The organism is Caldanaerovirga acetigignens (genome assembly GCF_900142995.1).
GTDB lineage: Bacteria > Bacillota > Thermosediminibacteria > Thermosediminibacterales > Thermosediminibacteraceae > Fervidicola > Fervidicola acetigignens.
In genome coordinates this window covers 15,237-33,155 of sequence record NZ_FRCR01000017.1, presented here as the reverse complement: position 1 = coordinate 33,155, position 17,919 = coordinate 15,237, and the positions used below count along the sequence as shown (strand labels likewise).

The following is a 17,919-nucleotide window of genomic DNA, read 5'->3' as shown; positions in this document are numbered from 1 at the left end:
ATAGACAAGAACGAAGTAGAGAGGGGCATGGTAATAGCAAAACCTGGGAGTGTGCATCCGCACACGAAGTTTAAGGGACAGGTATACGTTTTGAAGAAGGAAGAAGGGGGAAGGCACACGCCGTTTTTCAACGGATACAGGCCGCAGTTTTACTTTAGGACGACGGACGTGACAGGGGTAATAAAGTTACCGGAAGGCACGGAGATGGTAATGCCCGGGGACAACATTGTAATGGAGATAGAGCTGATAGCGCCGATAGCGATGGAAGAAGGCCTTCGTTTTGCTATCCGCGAGGGTGGCAGAACAGTAGGGGCCGGCGTGGTGACCGAAATAATAGAATAGCGAAAAGAGGAAACTAAAGCCAAGGAGGGAGAAAAGTGGCCCGACAGAAGATCAGAATACGCCTGAAGTCTTACGACAGCGGGATTCTAGATAAGTCGGCTCAAAAGATAGTGGAAACGGCAAAACGCACCGGGGCCAAAGTTTCAGGCCCCATTCCACTGCCAACCGAGAGGAGTCTCATAACAATATTAAGAGCTCCCCACAAGTATAAGGATTCAAGGGAACAATTCGAAGTAAGGACCCATAAAAGGTTGATCGATATTCACGAACCGACCTCAAAGACTGTCGATGCTCTCATGAGATTGGATTTACCTGCAGGAGTTGATATCGAAATCAAGCTGTAAATTTGCTTGAGGAGGTGGTAAAGATGGCTAAAAAGGCTATACTGGGCATTAAATTGGGGATGACGCAGATTTTCAATGAAGCGGGAGAAGCTGTACCGGTTACGGTAGTAGAAGCTGGCCCCTGCGTAGTAATACAGAAAAAGACTCCGGAAAACGATGGATACAGCGCCCTGAAAGTGGGCTTTAAAGATGTAAAAGAAACAAGACTAACAAAGCCGGTGCTGGGTCAATTTAAAAAGTACCAGTTAAAGCCTAAAAAATACATCAGAGAGTTGAAATTAGACGACATTGATAAGTACAACATCGGTGATGAGATAAAGGTGGATATTTTTGAACCGGGTGATAGAGTGGATGTCACGGGTATTTCGATTGGAAAAGGCTTTGCGGGCGGTGTAAAAAGGTGGAATTTCAACCGTGGTCCCATGTCGCACGGTTCAATGTACCACAGACGACCTGGTTCTGGCGGTGCCACTGACCCGGAAAGGGTCTTTAAAGGCAAGAGAATGCCGGGTCACCTTGGACATGAAAAGGTAACTGTCCAAAACCTTGAGATAGTAAAAGTGGACCCGGAGAGAAATCTGCTCTTAATAAAGGGTTCAGTGCCCGGTACGAAGAAATCACTGCTTTACATTAAGAGCACAGTAAAGAGCTAACCCCAAAAAGAAAGGAGGAGCCCAATGCCAAAAGTAGCTTTGTACAACATGCAGGGGCAGCAAATAGGGGAAGTGGAGCTTTCCGATAGCGTGTTTGGAGTTGAGGTAAAACCCGAAGTTATGCATCAAGTAGTCGTAAACTACCTGGCAAATCAGAGGGTCGGCACTGCCTCTACAAAAACTCGCGGAGAAGTAAGAGGAGGCGGGCGCAAGCCCTGGAGGCAAAAGGGTACTGGTCGGGCAAGACACGGAAGCATCAGGTCACCTCTCTGGAGAAAAGGCGGCATTGTGTTTGGACCGAAGCCCAGATCTTATAAATACACCCTTCCTAAAAAGTTAAAGAGGCTTGCACTAAAATCAGCTTTGAGTGCAAAAGTGAGAGATAATGAAATTATAGTTGTAGACCAATTGACGATGGATATTCCAAAAACGAAAGAGATGGTAAAAGTTTTGGCAAATCTCAATGCAACCACCAAGTCGCTAATTGTGCTGGCAACTCCCGATATCAACGTGGTCAAATCTGCCCGCAATATTCCGGGTGTAACCACCACTACGGCAAATACACTTAATGTCTATGACATCCTCAACCATGAAAAGGTCATAATGACAATGGATGCGGTAAAGCGGGTAGAGGAGGTGTACGCATGAGTAAAGATCCGCATGACATAATAATTCGCCCATGGATTACTGAAAAATCCATGGCGATGAAAGAGCTAAGGAAATACACATTTGTGGTTCATCCCGACGCAAACAAGACGGAAATTAAAAACGCTGTTGAAGCTATTTTTGGAGTAAAGGTAGAGAAAGTAAACACGATGAACGTAAGGGGCAAGAAAAAGAGGATGGGAATCCACGAAGGCAAGCGCCCTGATTGGAAAAAGGCTATAGTCACTCTGAAAAAGGACAGCAAACCAATTGAGTTCTTTGAGAGCTTGTAATAGCAGCGGTAAAGCGATGTTGCAAGAAGGTTGGACTGCAGATTGGAAAAGGAGGGATAACTGGTGGGTATCAAAAAATTTAAACCTACATCGCCGGGCGTAAGATTCATGACAGTATCCACCTTTGAAGAAATAACTAAAAAAGAGCCGGAAAAATCGCTGGTGGAAATTCTCAAGAAAAAAGCTGGTCGCAACATGCAGGGAAGAATTACAGCGAGACACCGGGGCGGCGGCAGCAAAAGAAAGTACAGGATAATAGATTTCAAACGGGACAAAGACGGTGTGCCGGCTAAGGTGGCGGCTATAGAATATGACCCTAACCGTTCCGCGAGGATAGCGCTTTTGCACTATATGGATGGAGAAAAACGCTATATATTAGCACCTGTAGGACTGAAGGTGGGCGACGTAGTGGAGTCGGGCCCCAATGCGGACATTAAGCCGGGGAATGCGCTCCCGCTATCTCACATACCTGTTGGAACCATCGTCCACAACGTGGAACTTTATCCGGGCAAAGGGGGTCAGTTGGCAAGGGCGGCTGGCGCAGCGGCCCAAGTTATGGCTAAAGAAAACGGATATGCGACGCTAAGGTTGCCATCGGGCGAAATGAGGATGGTGCCCGAAGAATGCAGAGCAACAGTAGGACAGGTAGGCAACTTGGAACATGAGAACATCACCCTTGGCAAAGCAGGCCGCTCAAGATGGCTCGGGAGAAGGCCTCACGTCCGCGGTTCTGCCATGAACCCGGTAGACCACCCGCATGGAGGCGGCGAAGGAAAAGCGCCAATTGGCCGCAAACATCCTGTTACGCCGTGGGGCAAACCCACATTGGGTTACAAGACTCGCAAGAAGAACAAGCCGTCGGATAAATATATTGTAAAACGCCGCAAATAACCGGTGAAAGGAGGTAGAATAATGGGTCGTTCTGCAAAAAAAGGCCCTTTTGTGGACCCTAAACTACTGAAAAAAATAAGGGCGATGAACGAAAAAAGAGAAAAAAAGGTGATTAAGACTTGGTCTCGAGACTCCACGATTGTTCCGGAGATGGTGGGACACACCATAGCGGTTCACGATGGGAGAAAACACGTTCCCATATATATTACGGAAGATATGGTTGGCCATAAACTAGGAGAGTTTGCCCCCACTAGAACGTTTAGGGGTCACGGCGAGCATACGGAAAGGTCGACCGCACTAAAGTAAACACCGGGTAAAGGAGGTAAGTTAAGGTGGAAGCTAGGGCACAGGCGAGATACGTGAGAATAGCGCCGAGAAAAGTAAGGATTGTCTTAGACCTCATAAGGGGCAAGAAAGTGGATGAGGCCTTGAATATCCTGCAGTTTACGCCTAAAAGGGCATCTAAAATTGTGGCAAAGCTAATCCGCTCGGCGGTTGCCAATGCCGAAAACAACCACAACATGAATCCGGATGCGCTTTATATCTACAAGTGCTTTGCAGACCAAGGGCCGACGCTAAAGAGGTTCAGGGCTAGAGCTTTCGGCAGGGCTGCAATGATACGCAAAAAAACCAGCCACATTACGGTGGTATTAAAGGAAAAGGAGGGATAAAATTTGGGCCAAAAGGTACATCCGCATGGGCTGAGACTTGGAATAATTAGAGATTGGGATTCCCGGTGGTATGCGGAAAAGAACTTTGCCGACCTGGTGCTGGAAGATTTCAATATCCGTAAGCTCATCAAAAATAAATTTTATACAGCGGGAATATCCAGAATCGAAATAGAGAGAGCGGCTAACCGCGTCCGGGTTACAATAAATACAGCGAAGCCAGGTATGGTCATAGGTAAGGGCGGTACCGGCGTGGAAGAGCTCAGAAGTGAGCTAGAAGCAATGACCGGCAAGCAGATAGCGGTGAACGTAATTGAAATAAAGGAGCCAGATCTGGAAGCCCAGTTGGTGGCGGAAAATATAGCAGCTCAAATTGAGCGCCGAATTTCGTATCGCAGAGCCATGAAGCAGGCAATAGCAAGAGCTCTGAAGGCAGGAGCAAAAGGGGTAAAGATGATGGTGAGCGGAAGACTGGCTGGTGCTGAAATAGCGAGGACTGAATGGTATCGCGAAGGTACGATTCCGCTTCAGAAGCTCCGCGCCGATATAAGTTACGGCTTTGCTGAAGCCCATACCACCTACGGGCGAATAGGTGTGAAGGTTTGGATATACAGGGGCGACGTCCTCCCCTCAAAGAAAGACGAAAAACAGGCGGAAGGAGGAGAAGCCAATGTTAATGCCGAAGCGGGTAAAGTACAGGAAGCAGCAGCGCGGCACAATTAAAGGCAGGGCTACCCGTGGGACTGAGGTTACTTACGGAGAGTACGGACTGCAGGCCCTAGAACCGGCATGGATTACGAGCAGCCAGATAGAAGCTGCGAGAATTGCAATAACAAGGTATGTTAAAAGAGGCGGAAAAGTTTGGATAAAGATATTTCCGGACAAACCGGTTACGAAAAAGCCTGCCGAGACCCGTATGGGAAGCGGCAAGGGCTCTCCAGAATATTGGGTTGCGGTGGTAAAGCCGGGACGGATACTTTTTGAGCTGGCAGGAATTCCAGAAGATGTGGCTAAGGAAGCCTTGACACTTGCCTCCCATAAACTTCCGATAAAGACTAAAATCGTTAAACGCGAAGGGATAGGCGGTGATGCAAATGAAGGCTAAGCAGATAAGGGAGTTATCGGATCAGGAGCTGGTCCAGAAACTAAAGGATTTAAAAAGCGAACTTTTTAATTTAAGATTTCAGTCGGCCACAGGCCAATTGGATAACCCGAGGAGGATACGGGAAGTCCGAAAGACGATAGCCCGAATCAAAACAATTTTGACCGAGAGGGAAAAAGCGAGAGCATAATAAATAAAATTTTACAGTCCAAGGAGGGATAAAATGGAAGAGAGGCCCAAAAGAAAGGTACGAACGGGAGTAGTAGTAAGCAATAAAATGGATAAAACTATAGTGGTGGCTGTCGAGTCTATAATACGTCATCCCCTTTACGGCAAAACAATAAAGCGCACAAAGAAATTTAAAGCTCACGATGAACACAACCAGTGCCAAATAGGTGATGTTGTAAAAATAATGGAAACAAGGCCGTTGAGCAAGACCAAGCGCTGGAGACTGGTGGAGATTGTAAAGCGTGCCGAGTAAATAAAAAAGAGGGGAGGGTTTCGGAATGATTCAAGTTCAGACGAGGCTAAACGTGGCGGATAACACCGGCGCAAAGCAGATAATGTGCATTAGGGTTTTGGGCGGTTCTAACAGAAAGTTTGCCGGGTTGGGCGACATAATAGTAGCCTCGGTAAAAGATGCGGCACCAGATGGAATGGTAAAAAAAGGTGATGTAGTTAAAGCGGTCATAGTGAGGACAAAAGCCCCTTCAAGGCGCCCGGATGGCTCTTATATAAGATTTGATGAAAATGCGGCAGTTATAATAAATGATGACATGAACCCGAGGGGAACGCGTATTTTTGGACCGGTAGCACGCGAATTGAGGGAGAAGAATTTTATGAGGATTATTTCGCTCGCTCCAGAAGTCTTATAAGGCAAGGAGGTGTAAATCTTGTCGAAGGTCCACGTGAAAAAGGGTGATACAGTATTAGTGTTGTCGGGCAAGGATAAAGGCAAAAAAGGAAAGGTGCTCAAGGTAATAGCGAAAAAGGGTGTAGCTATAGTCGAAGGAGTAAACATGGCTACAAAGCACCAAAAACCTTCTCCCAAAAATCCCCAAGGCGGAATAGTGCATAAGGAAATGCCGCTTAATACATCAAAACTGATGGTTGTCTGCAACAAATGTGGGTTGCCTACGAGAATCGGGCATACTTTCCTAGCTGATGGCACAAAGGTCAGGACTTGCAAAAAATGCGGTGAGGTTATAGATAGCAAGTAGACTTGAAAGGAGGGAATCTAATGCCCAGGCTGAGGGAAAAGTATGAAAAAGAAGTTATTCCAGCACTTATGAAGAAATTTAATTACAAAAGCGTTATGCAGGTTCCGCGCCTGGAAAAAGTTGTACTGAACATGGGTATAAGCGATGCAAAGGAAAATCCAAAAGCAATAGAGTCGGCTACAAGAGATTTAGCAATGATATCAGGGCAAAAGCCCGTAGTTACAAAAGCGAAAAAGTCCATAGCCTCATTCAAAATAAGAAAGGGTATGGCTATCGGGGCAAAGGTTACTCTAAGAGGAAACAGGATGTACGAATTCCTTGATAAACTATTTAACATAGCACTGCCGAGGGTAAGAGACTTCAAAGGCCTGTCGCCCGATGCTTTCGACGGCAGAGGCAACTATACTCTGGGCATAAGGGAACAGTTGATTTTCCCTGAGATAGATTATGATAAGATAGACAAAATCCGTGGGATGGATATTACCATAGTGACAACGGCCAAAACCGATGAAGAGGCCCGCGAACTTTTGAAGGGCTTGGGAATGCCCTTTGCGCAATAGAAAGGAGGACGAAGGATGGCGAAAAAATCACTAATAGCAAAACAGAAGAGGCCTCAGAAATACTCAACGAGATATTATAACCGCTGTAGGATATGTGGAAGACCACGGGCATATCTTAGGAAATTCGGAGTATGCCGACTTTGCTTTAGAGTTTTAGCCCATCGCGGTGAGATACCTGGCGTAAGAAAGGCAAGCTGGTAGAGTGTTGAAAGGAGGTATCAAAAGATGGCTGTTACCGATCCCATCGCAGATTTGCTGACACGCATTAGGAATGCCAATAATGCAGGGCACCCAACTGTAGAAGTTCCTTGCTCAAAAATAAAGAGGGCAATAGTTGAAACCCTCAAAAATGAAGGTTTTATTCAGGACTATGAAATCATTGAGGACGGCAAGCAGGGGATTATCAAGATTTATTTAAAATACGGCCCCAATAAGGAGAGAGTGATAACCGGCATAAAGAGGATTTCCAAGCCGGGCCTTAGAATATACGTAAGGAAGGACCAAATCCCTAAAGTGCTCGGAGGCTTAGGCATAGCCATTCTCTCTACATCAAAAGGAATAATGACCGACAAACAGGCGAGAAAAGAAGGAGTAGGCGGAGAAGTTATTTGCTACGTGTGGTAAACTTGATAAGGAGGTGCCTGAACAAATGTCGCGGATAGGTAAAAAGCCCATAGAGATTCCGAAAGGCGTTGAAGTAAAGATTGAAGGAAACGTTGTTACCGTAAAGGGGCCTAAAGGATCTATAACAAAAGAGTTTCATAAGGACATGCAAATTTTTCAAGAAGACAACAAAATCATTGTAAAAAGGCCTTCTGACGAAAAAGAGCATAAAGCACTTCACGGCCTGACAAGAAGCCTAATTGCAAATATGGTAAACGGTGTGGTAAACGGTTATGAAAAGACATTAGTTTTAGAGGGCGTTGGTTACAGGGCCAATAAGCAGGGAAACAAATTGGTGCTCACCGTCGGTTATTCTCATCCAGTAGAAATAGAAGCGCCAAAGGGCATTGAATTTGAAGTGCCCGCACAGAACAAAATTATCGTGAGGGGTATAGACAAGGAACTGGTAGGCACAACCGCCGCCAGGATAAGGAGCGTAAAGGAACCTGAGCCCTACAAAGGCAAGGGTATAAGGTACGAAAATGAAATAATACGCCGCAAGGTTGGAAAAGCGGGAGGCAAATAACGGTAGTAGGAGGGGTATAAATGATTAAAAAGGAGTCCAGGAATGAAGCCCGGAAGAGACGGCATAAAAGAATCCGTAAAAAAGTATTCGGCACTGCCGAAAGGCCGAGGTTGAACGTCTTCCGCAGCTTAAAGCACATTTACGCGCAGATAATTAACGACGAAGAAGGACGAACACTGGTGGCGGCTTCGACCCTTGACCCAGCTATTCGTGACAGCGTTAATGGTTGCAATATAGAAGCAGCAGAAAAGGTTGGGGAGCTTATCGCAAAGAGGGCATTGGAGAAAGGGATAACCAAAGTTACCTTTGACAGGGGCGGATATCTGTACCACGGGCGAGTAAAAGCCCTAGCTGAAGCTGCAAGGCGTGCCGGTCTGGAATTCTAAAAAAAGGAGGTAGGCGAATGCAAAGGGAAAAAGACATGGAACATGAATTTTCAGAAAAGGTAGTTTCGATAAACAGGGTATCCAAGGTAACTAAAGGCGGAAAAAACTTCAGGTTCTCGGTGCTAGTCGTGGTCGGCAATAGAAATGTAAAAGTAGGGGTTGGAACTGGCAAGGCCCAGGAAATACCTGATGCCATAAGAAAAGCCATCGAAGATGCCAAAAAGAATCTCATCGAAGTGCCGGTTATAAATGGCACAATACCCCATGAGGCTATTGGCGAATCCGGTGCGGGAAAAGTTTTAGTAAAGCCTGCTGTAGAAGGTACGGGTGTAATAGCAGGAGGGCCTGTCAGGGCGGTGCTGGAACTTGCAGGACTTAGAAATGTGGTCAGCAAATCGCTAGGTTCGAATAACGCTAAAAACATGGTGGATGCTACTATTGACGCCTTAAAGCAATTAAAGAGGGCAGAACAGGTGGCGAAATTAAGGGGCAAAACCGTTCAAGAACTGTTAGGGTAAAAGCTCATATAGAACAGGAGGTGCGACAATGAGACTTCATGACCTAAAGCCTGCAAAAGGCTCCAGAAAAAGACCCAAAAGAGTTGGACGTGGCATAGGGTCTGGGCACGGAAAGACTTCTACCCGCGGCCACAAAGGCCAGAACGCTAGGAGCGGGGGTGGGGTACGACCGGGATTTGAAGGAGGACAGATGCCCCTAATACGCAGGATACCCAAAAGAGGATTTACGAATAAATTCAAAAAAGAATACGCCATAGTGAATGTGAAAGACTTGAATGTTTTTGAAGAAAACACAAAGGTCACGCCTGAACTTTTAAAAGAAAAGGGACTGATAAAACAGATTAAAGACGGAGTAAAAATACTCGGAGATGGCGAACTAAACGTTAAGCTGGAAGTCGTAGCTCATGCATTTTCCAGCTCCGCCAAGGAAAAGATTGAGGCTGCCGGCGGGAAAGCCGAGGTGATATAATGCTGGAAGCCCTGAGAAACGCCTGGAAAATCCCGGATTTGAGACGGCGCATTAAGTTCACGCTTTTAATGCTCGTGGTATTTAGAATAGGGGCTTTCGTGCCGGTGCCAGGCATGAACCCCGAAGCTGTAAGGCAGCTAATCGAAAGGGGTGCGCTTCTTGGCTTTTTTGACATTATAGCAGGAGGCGCTTTCAAACAGTTTTCTGTTTTTGCTATGAGCATAACGCCGTACATCAATGCATCCATAATAGTTCAGCTTCTCACCATAGTTATTCCGAAGTGGGAGGAGTTGGCAAAGGAGGGTGCGGAAGGGCGAAAAGTTCTAGCTCGCTACACCCGGTACGGCACGGTAGTCCTCGGGCTTATTCAGGCAACGGGCCTTGCCATAGGGTTTAGGAGCGCCTTGATGTATCCGGGATTTTTCGGCAGCCTCCTCGTGGTTATTAGCTTGACTGCCGGCACGGCGTTTTTGATGTGGGTCGGTGAACAAATTAACGACAAAGGCATCGGCAACGGGATTTCTCTTTTGATTTTTGCGGGGATTGTATCAAGACTGCCCAGTGGAATATATCAGGTCTATCAATACGTCAGAGTAGGTACCACAAACATCTTAATGGTGCTTTTATTTGCAATCTTTGCTCTGGCCGTGATAGTAGGGGTCATAGCTGTTCAGCAGGCTGAACGCCGAATTCCGGTTCAATACGCCAAGAGAGTTGTAGGAAGAAGGATATACGGTGGCCAAACTACCCACATACCGATGAAATTAAACGCTGCTGGTGTCATTCCGGTTATTTTTGCAATGTCTATACTCCTTTTCCCCAGCACTGTTGCGGGATTTTTCCCTAACAGCAAAGTAGCCCTGAGCATCGCCAATTTTATAAAACCTGGTGGATGGCTTTATGCAAGCTTTTATGCCCTTCTCATAATATTTTTCACATACTTTTATACTGCTGTGACTTTTAATCCAATAGATGTAGCCGAAAATATAAAGAAATACGGAGGCTTTATCCCTGGGATTAGGCCTGGCAGACCTACTGCTGAGTACCTAAATAGAATAATGACAAGAATAACCCTAATAGGTGCAGTTTTCCTTGCGGTTATAGCCGTTTTGCCTTATTTGATCACCGGTGTGACCAACCTCAACATATACTTTGGAGGAACAGCGCTTTTGATAGTAATAGGTGTAGCTTTGGAGACAATGAAACTTATTGAAGCCCAGATGCTAATGAGGCATTATCAGGGCTTCTTGAAGTAGGAGCTGATAAAAAATGCGCATAATTCTAATGGGACCTCCCGGAGCTGGAAAAGGGACTCAAGCAAAAAAACTTTGCGAGACGTTTGGCATTCCTCAGATCTCGACGGGCGATATGCTGAGAGCTGCGGTAAATCAGGGGACAGAACTTGGGAGAAAGGCAAAAGAATACATGGATCAAGGGCTTCTAGTTCCCGATGAAGTGATTACGGGGATAGTGAAAGAACGCCTGCGGGAGAATGACGCCGAAAAGGGGTTCATACTTGATGGCTTCCCCAGGACCATACCTCAAGCTGAGAGTCTGGAAAAAATCCTCGAAGAAATGGAAGTAAAATTGGACGCCGTAATAAACATCGTTGTTCCGCGGGAGGAGCTTATTGAGAGGTTTACTGGGCGCCGGGTATGTGAGGTATGCGGCTCCACATATCACGTCAAGTACAACCCACCGAGGCAGCAAGGAATTTGCGACAAGTGCGGCGGGAGGCTAATCGAGAGGGCAGACGATGATGTAAAAACGGTTGAGAAGAGAATTGACGTATATGAAAGAGAGACGAAACCCCTAATAGATTATTACAAGAACAAAAATCTGCTGGCGAACATCGATGGAAACAGGCCAATTGAAGAAGTTTTCGAAGAGATAAAAGGTCTCCTAAAAGGAGAAGGCTGATGATAGTAATAAAGTCGAAAAGGGAAATTGAGATAATGAAAAGGGCCGGCAAAGTGGTGGCGTTGGTGCTTGAGGAACTGAAAAAGCATATAAAACCCGGCGTTACCACCGGGGAACTTGACAGGATTGCGGAAGAGATTATACTAAAAAACGGTGCTCACCCCGCGTTCAAAGGATACAGGGGTTTTCCAGCCACGATTTGTGCATCAGTTAATGAAGAGGTAGTACATGGAATTCCTGGATTAAGAATCCTCCAAGACGGTGATATTATAAGTATAGATGTAGGAGCGATAGTGGAAGGCTATTTTTCCGATGCAGCCAGAACCTACCCAGTGGGAAACGTCTCGGAGGAAGCCAAAAAACTCATTGATGTTACCGAACGAAGCTTTTTTGAAGGTTTGGTTTATGCCAAAGTTGGATACAGGCTTTCCGACATTTCTCACGCAATACAGACCTTCGTAGAAAGTCAAAATTTTTCCGTTGTGCGGGAATGGGGAGGCCACGGCATTGGCCGCAAAATGCATGAAGACCCGCATGTGCCAAATTACGGCCCGCCAAGCAAAGGGCCCAGGCTAAAGCCGGGCATGACTCTGGCTATTGAGCCTATGGTAAACGCCGGGAATTTCGAGGTCTATACGCGAGAAGACAACTGGACGGTTGTCACAAAAGATGGGAGTCTTTCGGCACATTACGAAAACACCATCGCTATTACCGATGGTGAGCCTGAAATTTTGACCATTCTATAGGTAGGTGTTGATATGAAAGAAGTGGAACCGGGCCAGGTAGTCATGTCTTGTGCTGGGCGCGACAAAGGGCGATTCATGCTGGTGGTAGGGATAATCGACTCTGAATATGTGTACGTTGCGGATGGCAAACTGAGGAGAATAGAAAGACCGAAAAAAAAGAAATTAAAGCACCTTAAGATCATGAACCGGAAATCAGGTTTTATTTACGAGAAGATTATTAACGGACGCAAAGTTTACAACGAAGAAATAAGAAGAGCCCTCGAAGAGTTAGTTGAAAAACCCGATGATAACAGGCCTTAAAGGAGGGAGGAGGGCCTTTATGTCCAAAGAGGATGTAATCGAAGTAGAAGGCACGGTTGTGGAGCCTCTTCCTAATGGAATGTTTCGAGTTGAATTGAAGAATGGTCATAAAGTTTTGGCTCACGTATCCGGCAAAATAAGGATGAACTATATTAGGATACTACCGGGCGACAAAGTTACTGTAGAGCTATCTCCCTACGATTTAACTCGAGGCAGAATAGTATACCGCTACAAATAAGAAGGGGGAATCAAAGTTGAAAGTACGGCCTTCTGTAAAGAAAATATGCGAAAAGTGCAAGATAATAAAGCGCAAGGGAAGAATTATGGTAATTTGCGAAAATCCAAAGCATAAGCAAAGACAAGGCTAAAGGAGGAGTGAGTGGATGGCTAGGATAGCGGGAGTCGACCTGCCGAAAGACAAAAGGGTTGAAATAGCCCTGACGTATATTTACGGTATAGGCAGGAGCCTTTCGAACAAAATATTGAAAGAAGCGGGAGTCAATCCTGATACGAGAGTAAAGGACCTGACGGAGAAAGAGATATCCAATCTCAGGGATATAATTGAAAAGAATTACAAGGTCGAAGGAGATCTTCGCCGTGAAGTAGCGATGAACATCAAAAGATTGATAGAAATCGGATGTTACAGAGGAATACGCCACAGAAAGGGACTTCCCGTTCGCGGACAGAGGACCCGCACTAATGCAAGGACCAGGAAAGGTCCTAGAAAGACCGTCGGAGCAAAGCGCAGCAAATAAGGTAAATAAATTTATGGAGGTGATGCAAAGTGGCAATGACTTCGAGAAAGCGCAGAGAAAAAAGGCGTGTAGAAAAGGGCAAAGCCCACATCCATTCGACTTTCAATAATACGATAGTCACCATAACCGATGAGGCGGGAAATCCAATTACTTGGGCCAGCGCGGGAACGGTAGGTTTTAAAGGTTCAAGGAAGGGCACTCCTTTTGCAGCCCAACTGGCAGCGGAATCGGCTGCTAAAAAAGCCATGGACTACGGCCTTAAGACGGTCGAGGTCCTTGTGAAAGGGCCAGGACCTGGGCGAGAAGCAGCCATACGTTCGCTTCAGGCAGCCGGACTGGAGATAAGCGTGATAAAAGATGTAACGCCGATACCCCACAACGGGTGCAGGCCGCCGAAACGCCGTCGAGTTTAACAAAAAATCAGGAGGTGGAAATAAAGGATGGCAAGACATACAGGTCCAGTTTGCCGCTTGTGCCGCCGTGAAGGAATAAAACTATACCTTAAAGGCGAAAGATGCTATACCCCGAAATGTGCTATTGACCGCAGGGGATACGCGCCAGGTCAACACGGACAGATGAAAAGGAAACTCACCGAATATGGTGTGCAGCTTAGAGAAAAACAAAAGGCCAAGAGGATTTATGGAGTACTAGAGCAGCAGTTCAAGATATATTTTGAAGAAGCTTCAAGGAAGAAAGGTGTAACCGGAGAAAACCTGCTTAGACTTTTGGAATGCCGTCTGGACAACGTGGTTTACCGACTCGGGTTTGCCAAATCTCGTGCCCAGGCGAGGCAAATAGTAAGGCACGGACACATAGAGGTAAACGGCAAAAAAGTGAACATTCCATCATATCAAGTAAGGCCTGGAGATGTAATTGCCGTAAGAGAAAAGAGCAGGTCTTTAGAGCTGTTCAAAGAGATGGCAGAATTAGGCAGGGGCAAGGTTATGCCAGAATGGTTGTCGGTAAATTACGATACCCTTAGCGGCGAAGTATTGAGGTACCCGAATCGCGAAGACATCGACGTGCCCATCCAGGAACACCTCATCGTTGAGCTATACTCCAAGTAATGTGCCCTCATTCTAAAATTGCACGAGGAGGGTAATATTGTTGATGAATGAAATTGAAAAGCCAAGGATAGAGCTGGTGGAGTTAAGCGAGGACAATACCTACGGGAAGATCGTTATCGAACCGCTTGAAAGAGGATATGGAACGACCCTTGGCAACTCTCTTAGAAGGGTTCTTTTGTCCTCACTGCCGGGGGCTGCGGTGACTTCTGTTAAAATAGAAGGGGTGCAGCACGAATTTTCAACAATTCCCGGAGTTCTCGAGGACACTGTAGAGATAATAATGAATATAAAAGGCATAGCGGTAAAAATGTACAGCGACGAACCCAAAATCATAAGAATTGAAGCCCAGGGAGAAGGCGAGGTCAAGGCTAAAGATATAATCTGCGATGCCGATGTGGAAATAGTAAACAAGGACCACCATATAGCTACATTGGAAAAGGACGGAAGGCTATTTGCGGAATTAACTCTGGAAAAAGGCAAAGGTTACGTCACTGCAGAGAAAAACAAAAAGCCGGGGCAGCCCATAGGAGTAATACCGATAGATTCAATTTTTACTCCCGTAATCAAGGCTAATTACACGGTAGAGCACACCAGGGTGGGCCAGGTAACTGATTATGATAAGCTCACCCTGGAGGTGTGGACGAACGGCACCATAAAGCCCGATGAGGCCGTAAGTTCTGCAGCAAAGATTCTCGTAGATTATTTCAGCTTGTTTACTACTCTAAACACCGAGGTGAAAAAAGCCGAACCGCCGGTTGAAAAGGAAAAAGACGAAAAAGAAAAGCTCTTGGAGATGCCGATTGAAGAGCTTGACCTATCCGTCAGGTCGTATAATTGCCTCAAGAGGGCTGGCATAAACACTATAGGAGAGCTGATTCAAAAGACGCCTGAAGAGATAATGAAGGTGAGAAACCTGGGCAAGAAGTCTCTAGAAGAAATTGAGGAGAAATTGGCGGCGTATAACCTCTCGTTCAAAAAATCAGAAGAAGCTTAAAAGGGGGTTGAAAGAATGAGAAAATTGGGGAGAGACAGCGCACACAGAAAGATGATGCTAAGGAATATGGTAACTTCGCTTTTTGAGCACGGGAGGATTATAACTACGGAAGCTCGTGCTAAAGAAGTCCGCCGCCTTGCAGAAAAGATGATAACCCTTGCAAAGAGGAACGATTTGGCAGCCCGGCGCATGGTACTGGCGGAAGTGCTGGATGAAACTACGGTAAAAAATCTTTTTGAAAAAATTGCTCCCAAATACAGCGAGAGAAACGGCGGCTATACAAGAATTTTGAAAATTGGCCCGAGGCGCGGCGATTCTTCTCCGATGGTAGTCATCGAGCTCATATAACCCCTAATTGCCATGAATGAAGGGGGCGGTAAAATGGCCGCCGAAATTTTAGTAGAAGGCGTCTTCTATCAGTACCCTCAGTCCTCGGAGATGGCTCTGAAGGATGTAAACCTTATGATAAAAAAGGGAGAATTTATCGCTATAATAGGTCCGAACGGTTCGGGTAAATCCACCCTTGCAAAACTTTTCAACGGACTTTTCGTGCCGACTAAAGGGAGGATAACGGTCGACGGCCTTGACACTCGGGATAAGGAAAATATTTGGAAAATACGCCAAAAGGCAGGTATTGTTTTCCAGAACCCTGACAATCAGATAGTGGCGACGGTAGTTGAGGAAGATGTGGCCTTTGGTCCCGAGAATTTGGGTATACCCCCCGATGAAATAAGAAAGAGAGTTGATGAAGCCCTGGAAATAGTGGAACTCAAGGAATACGCTCAAAAACCTCCTCATCTTCTTTCGGGAGGGCAAAAACAAAGGGTCGCTATAGCCGGTATAATTGCCATGAGACCCGATTACATCATAATGGATGAGCCCACGGCTATGCTGGACCCGGTGGGGCGAAAGGAAGTAATCAGCACTGTAAAACGCTTAAATAGGGAAGAAGGGAAAACCATAGTTCTAATAACGCATTTTATGGAAGAGGCGGTAGAAGCCGACAAGGTCATAGTGATGAGTGATGGGCAGGTAGTGATGGAAGGCACCCCTAGGGAGATATTTTCAAAGGTTGATAAGCTTAAAGCAATCGGACTTGACGTGCCGCAGGTTACCGAGCTTGCACATCGGCTGAGGGGTAATGGGCTGGCAATTAGAGAAGATGTTCTCACGATAGATGAAATGGTGGAATGCCTATGTCCATTGTTGTAAAAAATCTGACTCATATATACATGCCCGGTACCCCCTTCGAGTCGGTGGCCTTAATGGATGTAAACTGGATAATAGAAGATGGGGAGTTTTGGGGACTCATAGGGCACACGGGTTCGGGAAAATCCACACTGATCCAGCATCTGAACGGACTTTTGAAACCCACTTCGGGTGAAGTAATAGTAGACGGTGTAAACATAAACGAGCGGGGGGTAAACTTGCGGGAAATAAGGCAAAAGGTGGGTTTAGTCTTCCAATACCCGGAACATCAGCTTTTTGAAGAAACGGTGGAAAAAGACGTGGCGTTTGGCCCTAAAAATTTGGGGTTGCCGGAGGATGAAGTCACCGAGAGAGTCAGGGAAGCCATCGACTTGGTCGGACTAAAATACGATGAGATAAAGGAGCGCTCGCCTTTTGAACTCAGCGGTGGGCAGATGAGAAGAGTCGCCATTGCGGGAGTCCTTGCCATGAGACCCAAAGTGCTAATTCTTGACGAGCCCACAGTTGGATTAGACCCAAGGGGCCGCGACGAAATATTGGGGCAAATAGTCAGGCTCCGGGAGAGACAGAATATAACCGTCATCCTCGTATCCCACAGCATGGAAGATATAGCAAAAATCGTAGATAAAATTGCCGTGATGCATAAAGGGAGGATGGTAGAAAGCGGCACACCAAAACAAGTGTTTAAGAATCGCAAGGCCCTAGCATCCATTGGGCTCGATATCCCCCAAGTAACACACCTCATGATAAAGCTAAAGGATAAGGGGAAAAATGTAGCAACAGACGTGTTCACTGTGGAAGAAGCCGAAGCGGAAATCTTAAGGGCGGCGAGGGGGATTGGCCATGCGTGAGATAACCATTGGCCAGTATATACCCGGAAACTCGGCAATACACCGGCTGGACCCGAGGACAAAAATTATTATAACCTTCGCATTTATGGTGCTGCTCTTTGTGATAAATGATTTTGCAGGTTACGTCTTCCCAATTGTTTTTATAGCTATAGCCTCGCTGCTTTCAGGAATATCAGTAAAATATATGCTTCGTGGCTTAAGGCCTCTCATAGTAATAATAATGCTGACTTTTGTATTGAACCTTTTTATGGTAAAGGGCAGGGTAATTTACGAAGTAGGTCCTTTGAACGTAACGTATGAAGGGCTTTATCAAGGTACGTTCATGATCTTGAGATTGGTGCTCTTAGTAGTCGGCACATCGCTTTTGACACTAACTACTTCTCCCATCACGTTAACCGATGGAATTGAAAGCCTATTAAAGCCCTTCACCAAAATCGGAGTTCCAGCCCACGAGCTTGCAATGATGATGACTATAGCATTGAGGTTCATCCCGACATTAATGGAAGAAACAGACAAGATAATGAAGGCCCAGATGGCAAGAGGTGCCGACTTTTCCAGCGGGAATATGGTAAAAAGGGCGCAGAGTTTAGTACCGCTATTAGTTCCCCTTTTTGTCAGTGCCTTCAGAAGGGCAGACGACCTTGCCATGGCAATGGAATCCAGGTGTTACCGCGGCGGTGAAAATAGAACGAGAATGAAGACGCTCAAAATGACCCAAAAAGATTTACTTGCCTTTGTTGCTACAAGCTTTCTTGCGGCGGGGTGCTTAGCAAGCCGCTTCCTATGGTAGGTGACTG

General features: G+C 46.1%; 35 protein-coding genes. All 35 read left to right on the top strand.

The annotated features are described in order from the left end of the window. Positions 1–342, top strand: a 342-nt coding sequence (locus BUB66_RS10715; RefSeq protein ID WP_483188919.1) for an EF-Tu C-terminal domain-related protein, incomplete at its 5' end; no start/stop codon positions are given. Between the two features lie 35 nt (positions 343–377). Further along, a complete protein-coding gene (rpsJ, locus tag BUB66_RS10710; protein WP_066354098.1) occupies positions 378–686 on the top strand; it encodes a 30S ribosomal protein S10 in 309 nt (102 codons plus the stop codon). Positions 687–709: 23 nt separating this feature from the next. Next, complete coding sequence (gene rplC, locus BUB66_RS10705; protein ID WP_073258375.1) at positions 710–1,339, top strand: 50S ribosomal protein L3; 630 nt, start codon at positions 710–712, stop codon at positions 1,337–1,339. A gap of 24 nt (positions 1,340–1,363) precedes the next feature. Next, positions 1,364–1,987, top strand: coding sequence for a 50S ribosomal protein L4 (gene rplD, locus BUB66_RS10700; RefSeq protein ID WP_073258374.1), 624 nt, complete (start codon positions 1,364–1,366; stop codon positions 1,985–1,987). Continuing rightward, entirely contained in the window at positions 1,984–2,277 is a 294-nt protein-coding gene (gene rplW / locus BUB66_RS10695; protein WP_073258371.1) for a 50S ribosomal protein L23, read from the top strand. The genes rplD and rplW overlap by 4 nt, the downstream gene beginning before the upstream one ends. 63 nt (positions 2,278–2,340) lie before the next feature. Further along, positions 2,341–3,168: a 50S ribosomal protein L2 gene (gene rplB / locus BUB66_RS10690; RefSeq protein WP_073258369.1), complete on the top strand. Its 828-nt coding sequence runs from the start codon at positions 2,341–2,343 to the stop codon at positions 3,166–3,168. Positions 3,169–3,189: 21 nt separating this feature from the next. Next, positions 3,190–3,474, top strand: a complete 285-nt coding sequence (gene rpsS, locus BUB66_RS10685) for a 30S ribosomal protein S19 (protein WP_073258367.1) — start codon at positions 3,190–3,192, stop codon at positions 3,472–3,474. Positions 3,475–3,500: 26 nt separating this feature from the next. Next, positions 3,501–3,839 carry a 50S ribosomal protein L22 gene (gene rplV / locus BUB66_RS10680; RefSeq protein WP_073258365.1) on the top strand — a complete coding sequence of 113 codons (339 nt, stop codon included), beginning with the start codon at positions 3,501–3,503 and terminating at the stop codon, positions 3,837–3,839. Between the two features lie 3 nt (positions 3,840–3,842). Then, a complete protein-coding gene (gene rpsC / locus BUB66_RS10675; protein ID WP_073258364.1) occupies positions 3,843–4,559 on the top strand; it encodes a 30S ribosomal protein S3 in 717 nt (238 codons plus the stop codon). After that, positions 4,507–4,941: a 50S ribosomal protein L16 gene (gene rplP, locus BUB66_RS10670; protein ID WP_073258362.1), complete on the top strand. Its 435-nt coding sequence runs from the start codon at positions 4,507–4,509 to the stop codon at positions 4,939–4,941. The genes rpsC and rplP overlap by 53 nt, the downstream gene beginning before the upstream one ends. Beyond that, on the top strand, positions 4,931–5,128 hold the full coding sequence (rpmC, locus tag BUB66_RS10665; protein WP_073258361.1) for a 50S ribosomal protein L29: 198 nt from the start codon (positions 4,931–4,933) through the stop codon (positions 5,126–5,128). Before rplP ends, rpmC begins: the two co-directional genes overlap by 11 nt. Positions 5,129–5,161: 33 nt before the next feature. Then, entirely contained in the window at positions 5,162–5,419 is a 258-nt protein-coding gene (gene rpsQ, locus BUB66_RS10660; RefSeq protein WP_066354071.1) for a 30S ribosomal protein S17, read from the top strand. Between the two features lie 25 nt (positions 5,420–5,444). Next, entirely contained in the window at positions 5,445–5,813 is a 369-nt protein-coding gene (gene rplN, locus BUB66_RS10655) for a 50S ribosomal protein L14 (protein ID WP_073258359.1), read from the top strand. Between the two features lie 18 nt (positions 5,814–5,831). Further along, positions 5,832–6,158 (top strand): 50S ribosomal protein L24, encoded by a 327-nt coding sequence (gene rplX / locus BUB66_RS10650; protein WP_073258358.1) that lies wholly within the window; start codon positions 5,832–5,834, stop codon positions 6,156–6,158. A 20-nt stretch (positions 6,159–6,178) separates the two neighbouring features. Next, positions 6,179–6,718, top strand: a complete 540-nt coding sequence (gene rplE, locus BUB66_RS10645; protein WP_073258351.1) for a 50S ribosomal protein L5 — start codon at positions 6,179–6,181, stop codon at positions 6,716–6,718. A gap of 15 nt (positions 6,719–6,733) precedes the next feature. Then, on the top strand, positions 6,734–6,919 hold the full coding sequence (locus tag BUB66_RS10640) for a type Z 30S ribosomal protein S14 (RefSeq protein ID WP_073258350.1): 186 nt from the start codon (positions 6,734–6,736) through the stop codon (positions 6,917–6,919). Positions 6,920–6,943: 24 nt separating this feature from the next. Beyond that, a complete protein-coding gene (gene rpsH / locus BUB66_RS10635) occupies positions 6,944–7,342 on the top strand; it encodes a 30S ribosomal protein S8 (RefSeq protein ID WP_073258349.1) in 399 nt (132 codons plus the stop codon). Positions 7,343–7,367: 25 nt separating this feature from the next. Beyond that, complete coding sequence (gene rplF, locus BUB66_RS10630) at positions 7,368–7,907, top strand: 50S ribosomal protein L6 (RefSeq protein WP_073258348.1); 540 nt, start codon at positions 7,368–7,370, stop codon at positions 7,905–7,907. Positions 7,908–7,927: 20 nt separating this feature from the next. Beyond that, positions 7,928–8,293, top strand: coding sequence for a 50S ribosomal protein L18 (gene rplR, locus BUB66_RS10625; RefSeq protein ID WP_073258339.1), 366 nt, complete (start codon positions 7,928–7,930; stop codon positions 8,291–8,293). A gap of 17 nt (positions 8,294–8,310) precedes the next feature. Next, positions 8,311–8,811, top strand: coding sequence for a 30S ribosomal protein S5 (gene rpsE / locus BUB66_RS10620; RefSeq protein ID WP_073258337.1), 501 nt, complete (start codon positions 8,311–8,313; stop codon positions 8,809–8,811). Positions 8,812–8,839: 28 nt separating this feature from the next. Beyond that, positions 8,840–9,280, top strand: a complete 441-nt coding sequence (gene rplO / locus BUB66_RS10615) for a 50S ribosomal protein L15 (RefSeq protein WP_073258335.1) — start codon at positions 8,840–8,842, stop codon at positions 9,278–9,280. Next, complete coding sequence (secY, locus tag BUB66_RS10610; protein ID WP_073258333.1) at positions 9,280–10,536, top strand: preprotein translocase subunit SecY; 1,257 nt, start codon at positions 9,280–9,282, stop codon at positions 10,534–10,536. The genes rplO and secY overlap by 1 nt, the downstream gene beginning before the upstream one ends. 13 nt (positions 10,537–10,549) lie before the next feature. Next, positions 10,550–11,200 carry an adenylate kinase gene (locus tag BUB66_RS10605; protein ID WP_073258332.1) on the top strand — a complete coding sequence of 217 codons (651 nt, stop codon included), beginning with the start codon at positions 10,550–10,552 and terminating at the stop codon, positions 11,198–11,200. After that, on the top strand, positions 11,200–11,946 hold the full coding sequence (map, locus tag BUB66_RS10600) for a type I methionyl aminopeptidase (RefSeq protein ID WP_073258330.1): 747 nt from the start codon (positions 11,200–11,202) through the stop codon (positions 11,944–11,946). Before BUB66_RS10605 ends, map begins: the two co-directional genes overlap by 1 nt. Positions 11,947–11,958: 12 nt before the next feature. Beyond that, the gene (locus tag BUB66_RS10595) at positions 11,959–12,246 is read left to right on the top strand and encodes a KOW domain-containing RNA-binding protein (protein WP_073258328.1); all 288 of its coding nucleotides are present in this window, start codon (positions 11,959–11,961) and stop codon (positions 12,244–12,246) included. Between the two features lie 19 nt (positions 12,247–12,265). Then, positions 12,266–12,484, top strand: a complete 219-nt coding sequence (infA, locus tag BUB66_RS10590) for a translation initiation factor IF-1 (RefSeq protein WP_073258326.1) — start codon at positions 12,266–12,268, stop codon at positions 12,482–12,484. Between the two features lie 16 nt (positions 12,485–12,500). After that, a complete protein-coding gene (gene rpmJ / locus BUB66_RS10585; protein ID WP_068749336.1) occupies positions 12,501–12,614 on the top strand; it encodes a 50S ribosomal protein L36 in 114 nt (37 codons plus the stop codon). Positions 12,615–12,629: 15 nt separating this feature from the next. Next, on the top strand, positions 12,630–13,001 hold the full coding sequence (gene rpsM / locus BUB66_RS10580; protein WP_073258324.1) for a 30S ribosomal protein S13: 372 nt from the start codon (positions 12,630–12,632) through the stop codon (positions 12,999–13,001). 35 nt (positions 13,002–13,036) lie between these two features. After that, positions 13,037–13,414, top strand: a complete 378-nt coding sequence (rpsK, locus tag BUB66_RS10575) for a 30S ribosomal protein S11 (RefSeq protein WP_073258382.1) — start codon at positions 13,037–13,039, stop codon at positions 13,412–13,414. Positions 13,415–13,441: 27 nt separating this feature from the next. Next, positions 13,442–14,068: a 30S ribosomal protein S4 gene (gene rpsD, locus BUB66_RS10570; RefSeq protein ID WP_073258322.1), complete on the top strand. Its 627-nt coding sequence runs from the start codon at positions 13,442–13,444 to the stop codon at positions 14,066–14,068. 43 nt (positions 14,069–14,111) lie between these two features. Further along, the gene (locus tag BUB66_RS10565) at positions 14,112–15,062 is read left to right on the top strand and encodes a DNA-directed RNA polymerase subunit alpha (RefSeq protein WP_073258378.1); all 951 of its coding nucleotides are present in this window, start codon (positions 14,112–14,114) and stop codon (positions 15,060–15,062) included. Positions 15,063–15,077: 15 nt separating this feature from the next. Further along, positions 15,078–15,410, top strand: a complete 333-nt coding sequence (gene rplQ / locus BUB66_RS10560) for a 50S ribosomal protein L17 (protein WP_073258320.1) — start codon at positions 15,078–15,080, stop codon at positions 15,408–15,410. Positions 15,411–15,443: 33 nt separating this feature from the next. Next, positions 15,444–16,274: an energy-coupling factor transporter ATPase gene (locus BUB66_RS10555; protein WP_073258318.1), complete on the top strand. Its 831-nt coding sequence runs from the start codon at positions 15,444–15,446 to the stop codon at positions 16,272–16,274. Then, entirely contained in the window at positions 16,259–17,122 is an 864-nt protein-coding gene (locus BUB66_RS10550; RefSeq protein ID WP_073258316.1) for an energy-coupling factor transporter ATPase, read from the top strand. The genes BUB66_RS10555 and BUB66_RS10550 overlap by 16 nt, the downstream gene beginning before the upstream one ends. Continuing rightward, positions 17,115–17,912, top strand: a complete 798-nt coding sequence (locus BUB66_RS10545) for an energy-coupling factor transporter transmembrane component T family protein (protein ID WP_073258314.1) — start codon at positions 17,115–17,117, stop codon at positions 17,910–17,912. The genes BUB66_RS10550 and BUB66_RS10545 overlap by 8 nt, the downstream gene beginning before the upstream one ends. The last annotated feature ends 7 nt before the right edge of the window (positions 17,913–17,919 follow it).

Bases quoted from the DNA above. Each gene is read 5' to 3' on its own strand.
- rplC (WP_073258375.1), top strand. From the start codon at position 710: ATGGCTAAAAAGGCTATACTGGGCATTAAATTGGGGATGACGCAGATT.
- rplD (WP_073258374.1), top strand. From the start codon at position 1,364: ATGCCAAAAGTAGCTTTGTACAACATGCAGGGGCAGCAAATAGGGGAA.
- rplW (WP_073258371.1), top strand. From the start codon at position 1,984: ATGAGTAAAGATCCGCATGACATAATAATTCGCCCATGGATTACTGAA.
- rpsS (WP_073258367.1), top strand. From the start codon at position 3,190: ATGGGTCGTTCTGCAAAAAAAGGCCCTTTTGTGGACCCTAAACTACTG.
- rplP (WP_073258362.1), top strand. From the start codon at position 4,507: ATGTTAATGCCGAAGCGGGTAAAGTACAGGAAGCAGCAGCGCGGCACA.
- rpmC (WP_073258361.1), top strand. From the start codon at position 4,931: ATGAAGGCTAAGCAGATAAGGGAGTTATCGGATCAGGAGCTGGTCCAG.
- rpsQ (WP_066354071.1), top strand. From the start codon at position 5,162: ATGGAAGAGAGGCCCAAAAGAAAGGTACGAACGGGAGTAGTAGTAAGC.
- rplN (WP_073258359.1), top strand. From the start codon at position 5,445: ATGATTCAAGTTCAGACGAGGCTAAACGTGGCGGATAACACCGGCGCA.
- rplE (WP_073258351.1), top strand. From the start codon at position 6,179: ATGCCCAGGCTGAGGGAAAAGTATGAAAAAGAAGTTATTCCAGCACTT.
- BUB66_RS10640 (WP_073258350.1), top strand. From the start codon at position 6,734: ATGGCGAAAAAATCACTAATAGCAAAACAGAAGAGGCCTCAGAAATAC.
- rpsH (WP_073258349.1), top strand. From the start codon at position 6,944: ATGGCTGTTACCGATCCCATCGCAGATTTGCTGACACGCATTAGGAAT.
- rplF (WP_073258348.1), top strand. From the start codon at position 7,368: ATGTCGCGGATAGGTAAAAAGCCCATAGAGATTCCGAAAGGCGTTGAA.
- rplR (WP_073258339.1), top strand. From the start codon at position 7,928: ATGATTAAAAAGGAGTCCAGGAATGAAGCCCGGAAGAGACGGCATAAA.
- rpsE (WP_073258337.1), top strand. From the start codon at position 8,311: ATGCAAAGGGAAAAAGACATGGAACATGAATTTTCAGAAAAGGTAGTT.
- rplO (WP_073258335.1), top strand. From the start codon at position 8,840: ATGAGACTTCATGACCTAAAGCCTGCAAAAGGCTCCAGAAAAAGACCC.
- secY (WP_073258333.1), top strand. From the start codon at position 9,280: ATGCTGGAAGCCCTGAGAAACGCCTGGAAAATCCCGGATTTGAGACGG.
- BUB66_RS10605 (WP_073258332.1), top strand. From the start codon at position 10,550: ATGCGCATAATTCTAATGGGACCTCCCGGAGCTGGAAAAGGGACTCAA.
- map (WP_073258330.1), top strand. From the start codon at position 11,200: ATGATAGTAATAAAGTCGAAAAGGGAAATTGAGATAATGAAAAGGGCC.
- BUB66_RS10595 (WP_073258328.1), top strand. From the start codon at position 11,959: ATGAAAGAAGTGGAACCGGGCCAGGTAGTCATGTCTTGTGCTGGGCGC.
- infA (WP_073258326.1), top strand. From the start codon at position 12,266: ATGTCCAAAGAGGATGTAATCGAAGTAGAAGGCACGGTTGTGGAGCCT.
- rpsM (WP_073258324.1), top strand. From the start codon at position 12,630: ATGGCTAGGATAGCGGGAGTCGACCTGCCGAAAGACAAAAGGGTTGAA.
- rpsK (WP_073258382.1), top strand. From the start codon at position 13,037: ATGACTTCGAGAAAGCGCAGAGAAAAAAGGCGTGTAGAAAAGGGCAAA.
- rpsD (WP_073258322.1), top strand. From the start codon at position 13,442: ATGGCAAGACATACAGGTCCAGTTTGCCGCTTGTGCCGCCGTGAAGGA.
- BUB66_RS10565 (WP_073258378.1), top strand. From the start codon at position 14,112: ATGAATGAAATTGAAAAGCCAAGGATAGAGCTGGTGGAGTTAAGCGAG.
- rplQ (WP_073258320.1), top strand. From the start codon at position 15,078: ATGAGAAAATTGGGGAGAGACAGCGCACACAGAAAGATGATGCTAAGG.
- BUB66_RS10555 (WP_073258318.1), top strand. From the start codon at position 15,444: ATGGCCGCCGAAATTTTAGTAGAAGGCGTCTTCTATCAGTACCCTCAG.
- BUB66_RS10550 (WP_073258316.1), top strand. From the start codon at position 16,259: ATGTCCATTGTTGTAAAAAATCTGACTCATATATACATGCCCGGTACC.
- BUB66_RS10545 (WP_073258314.1), top strand. From the start codon at position 17,115: ATGCGTGAGATAACCATTGGCCAGTATATACCCGGAAACTCGGCAATA.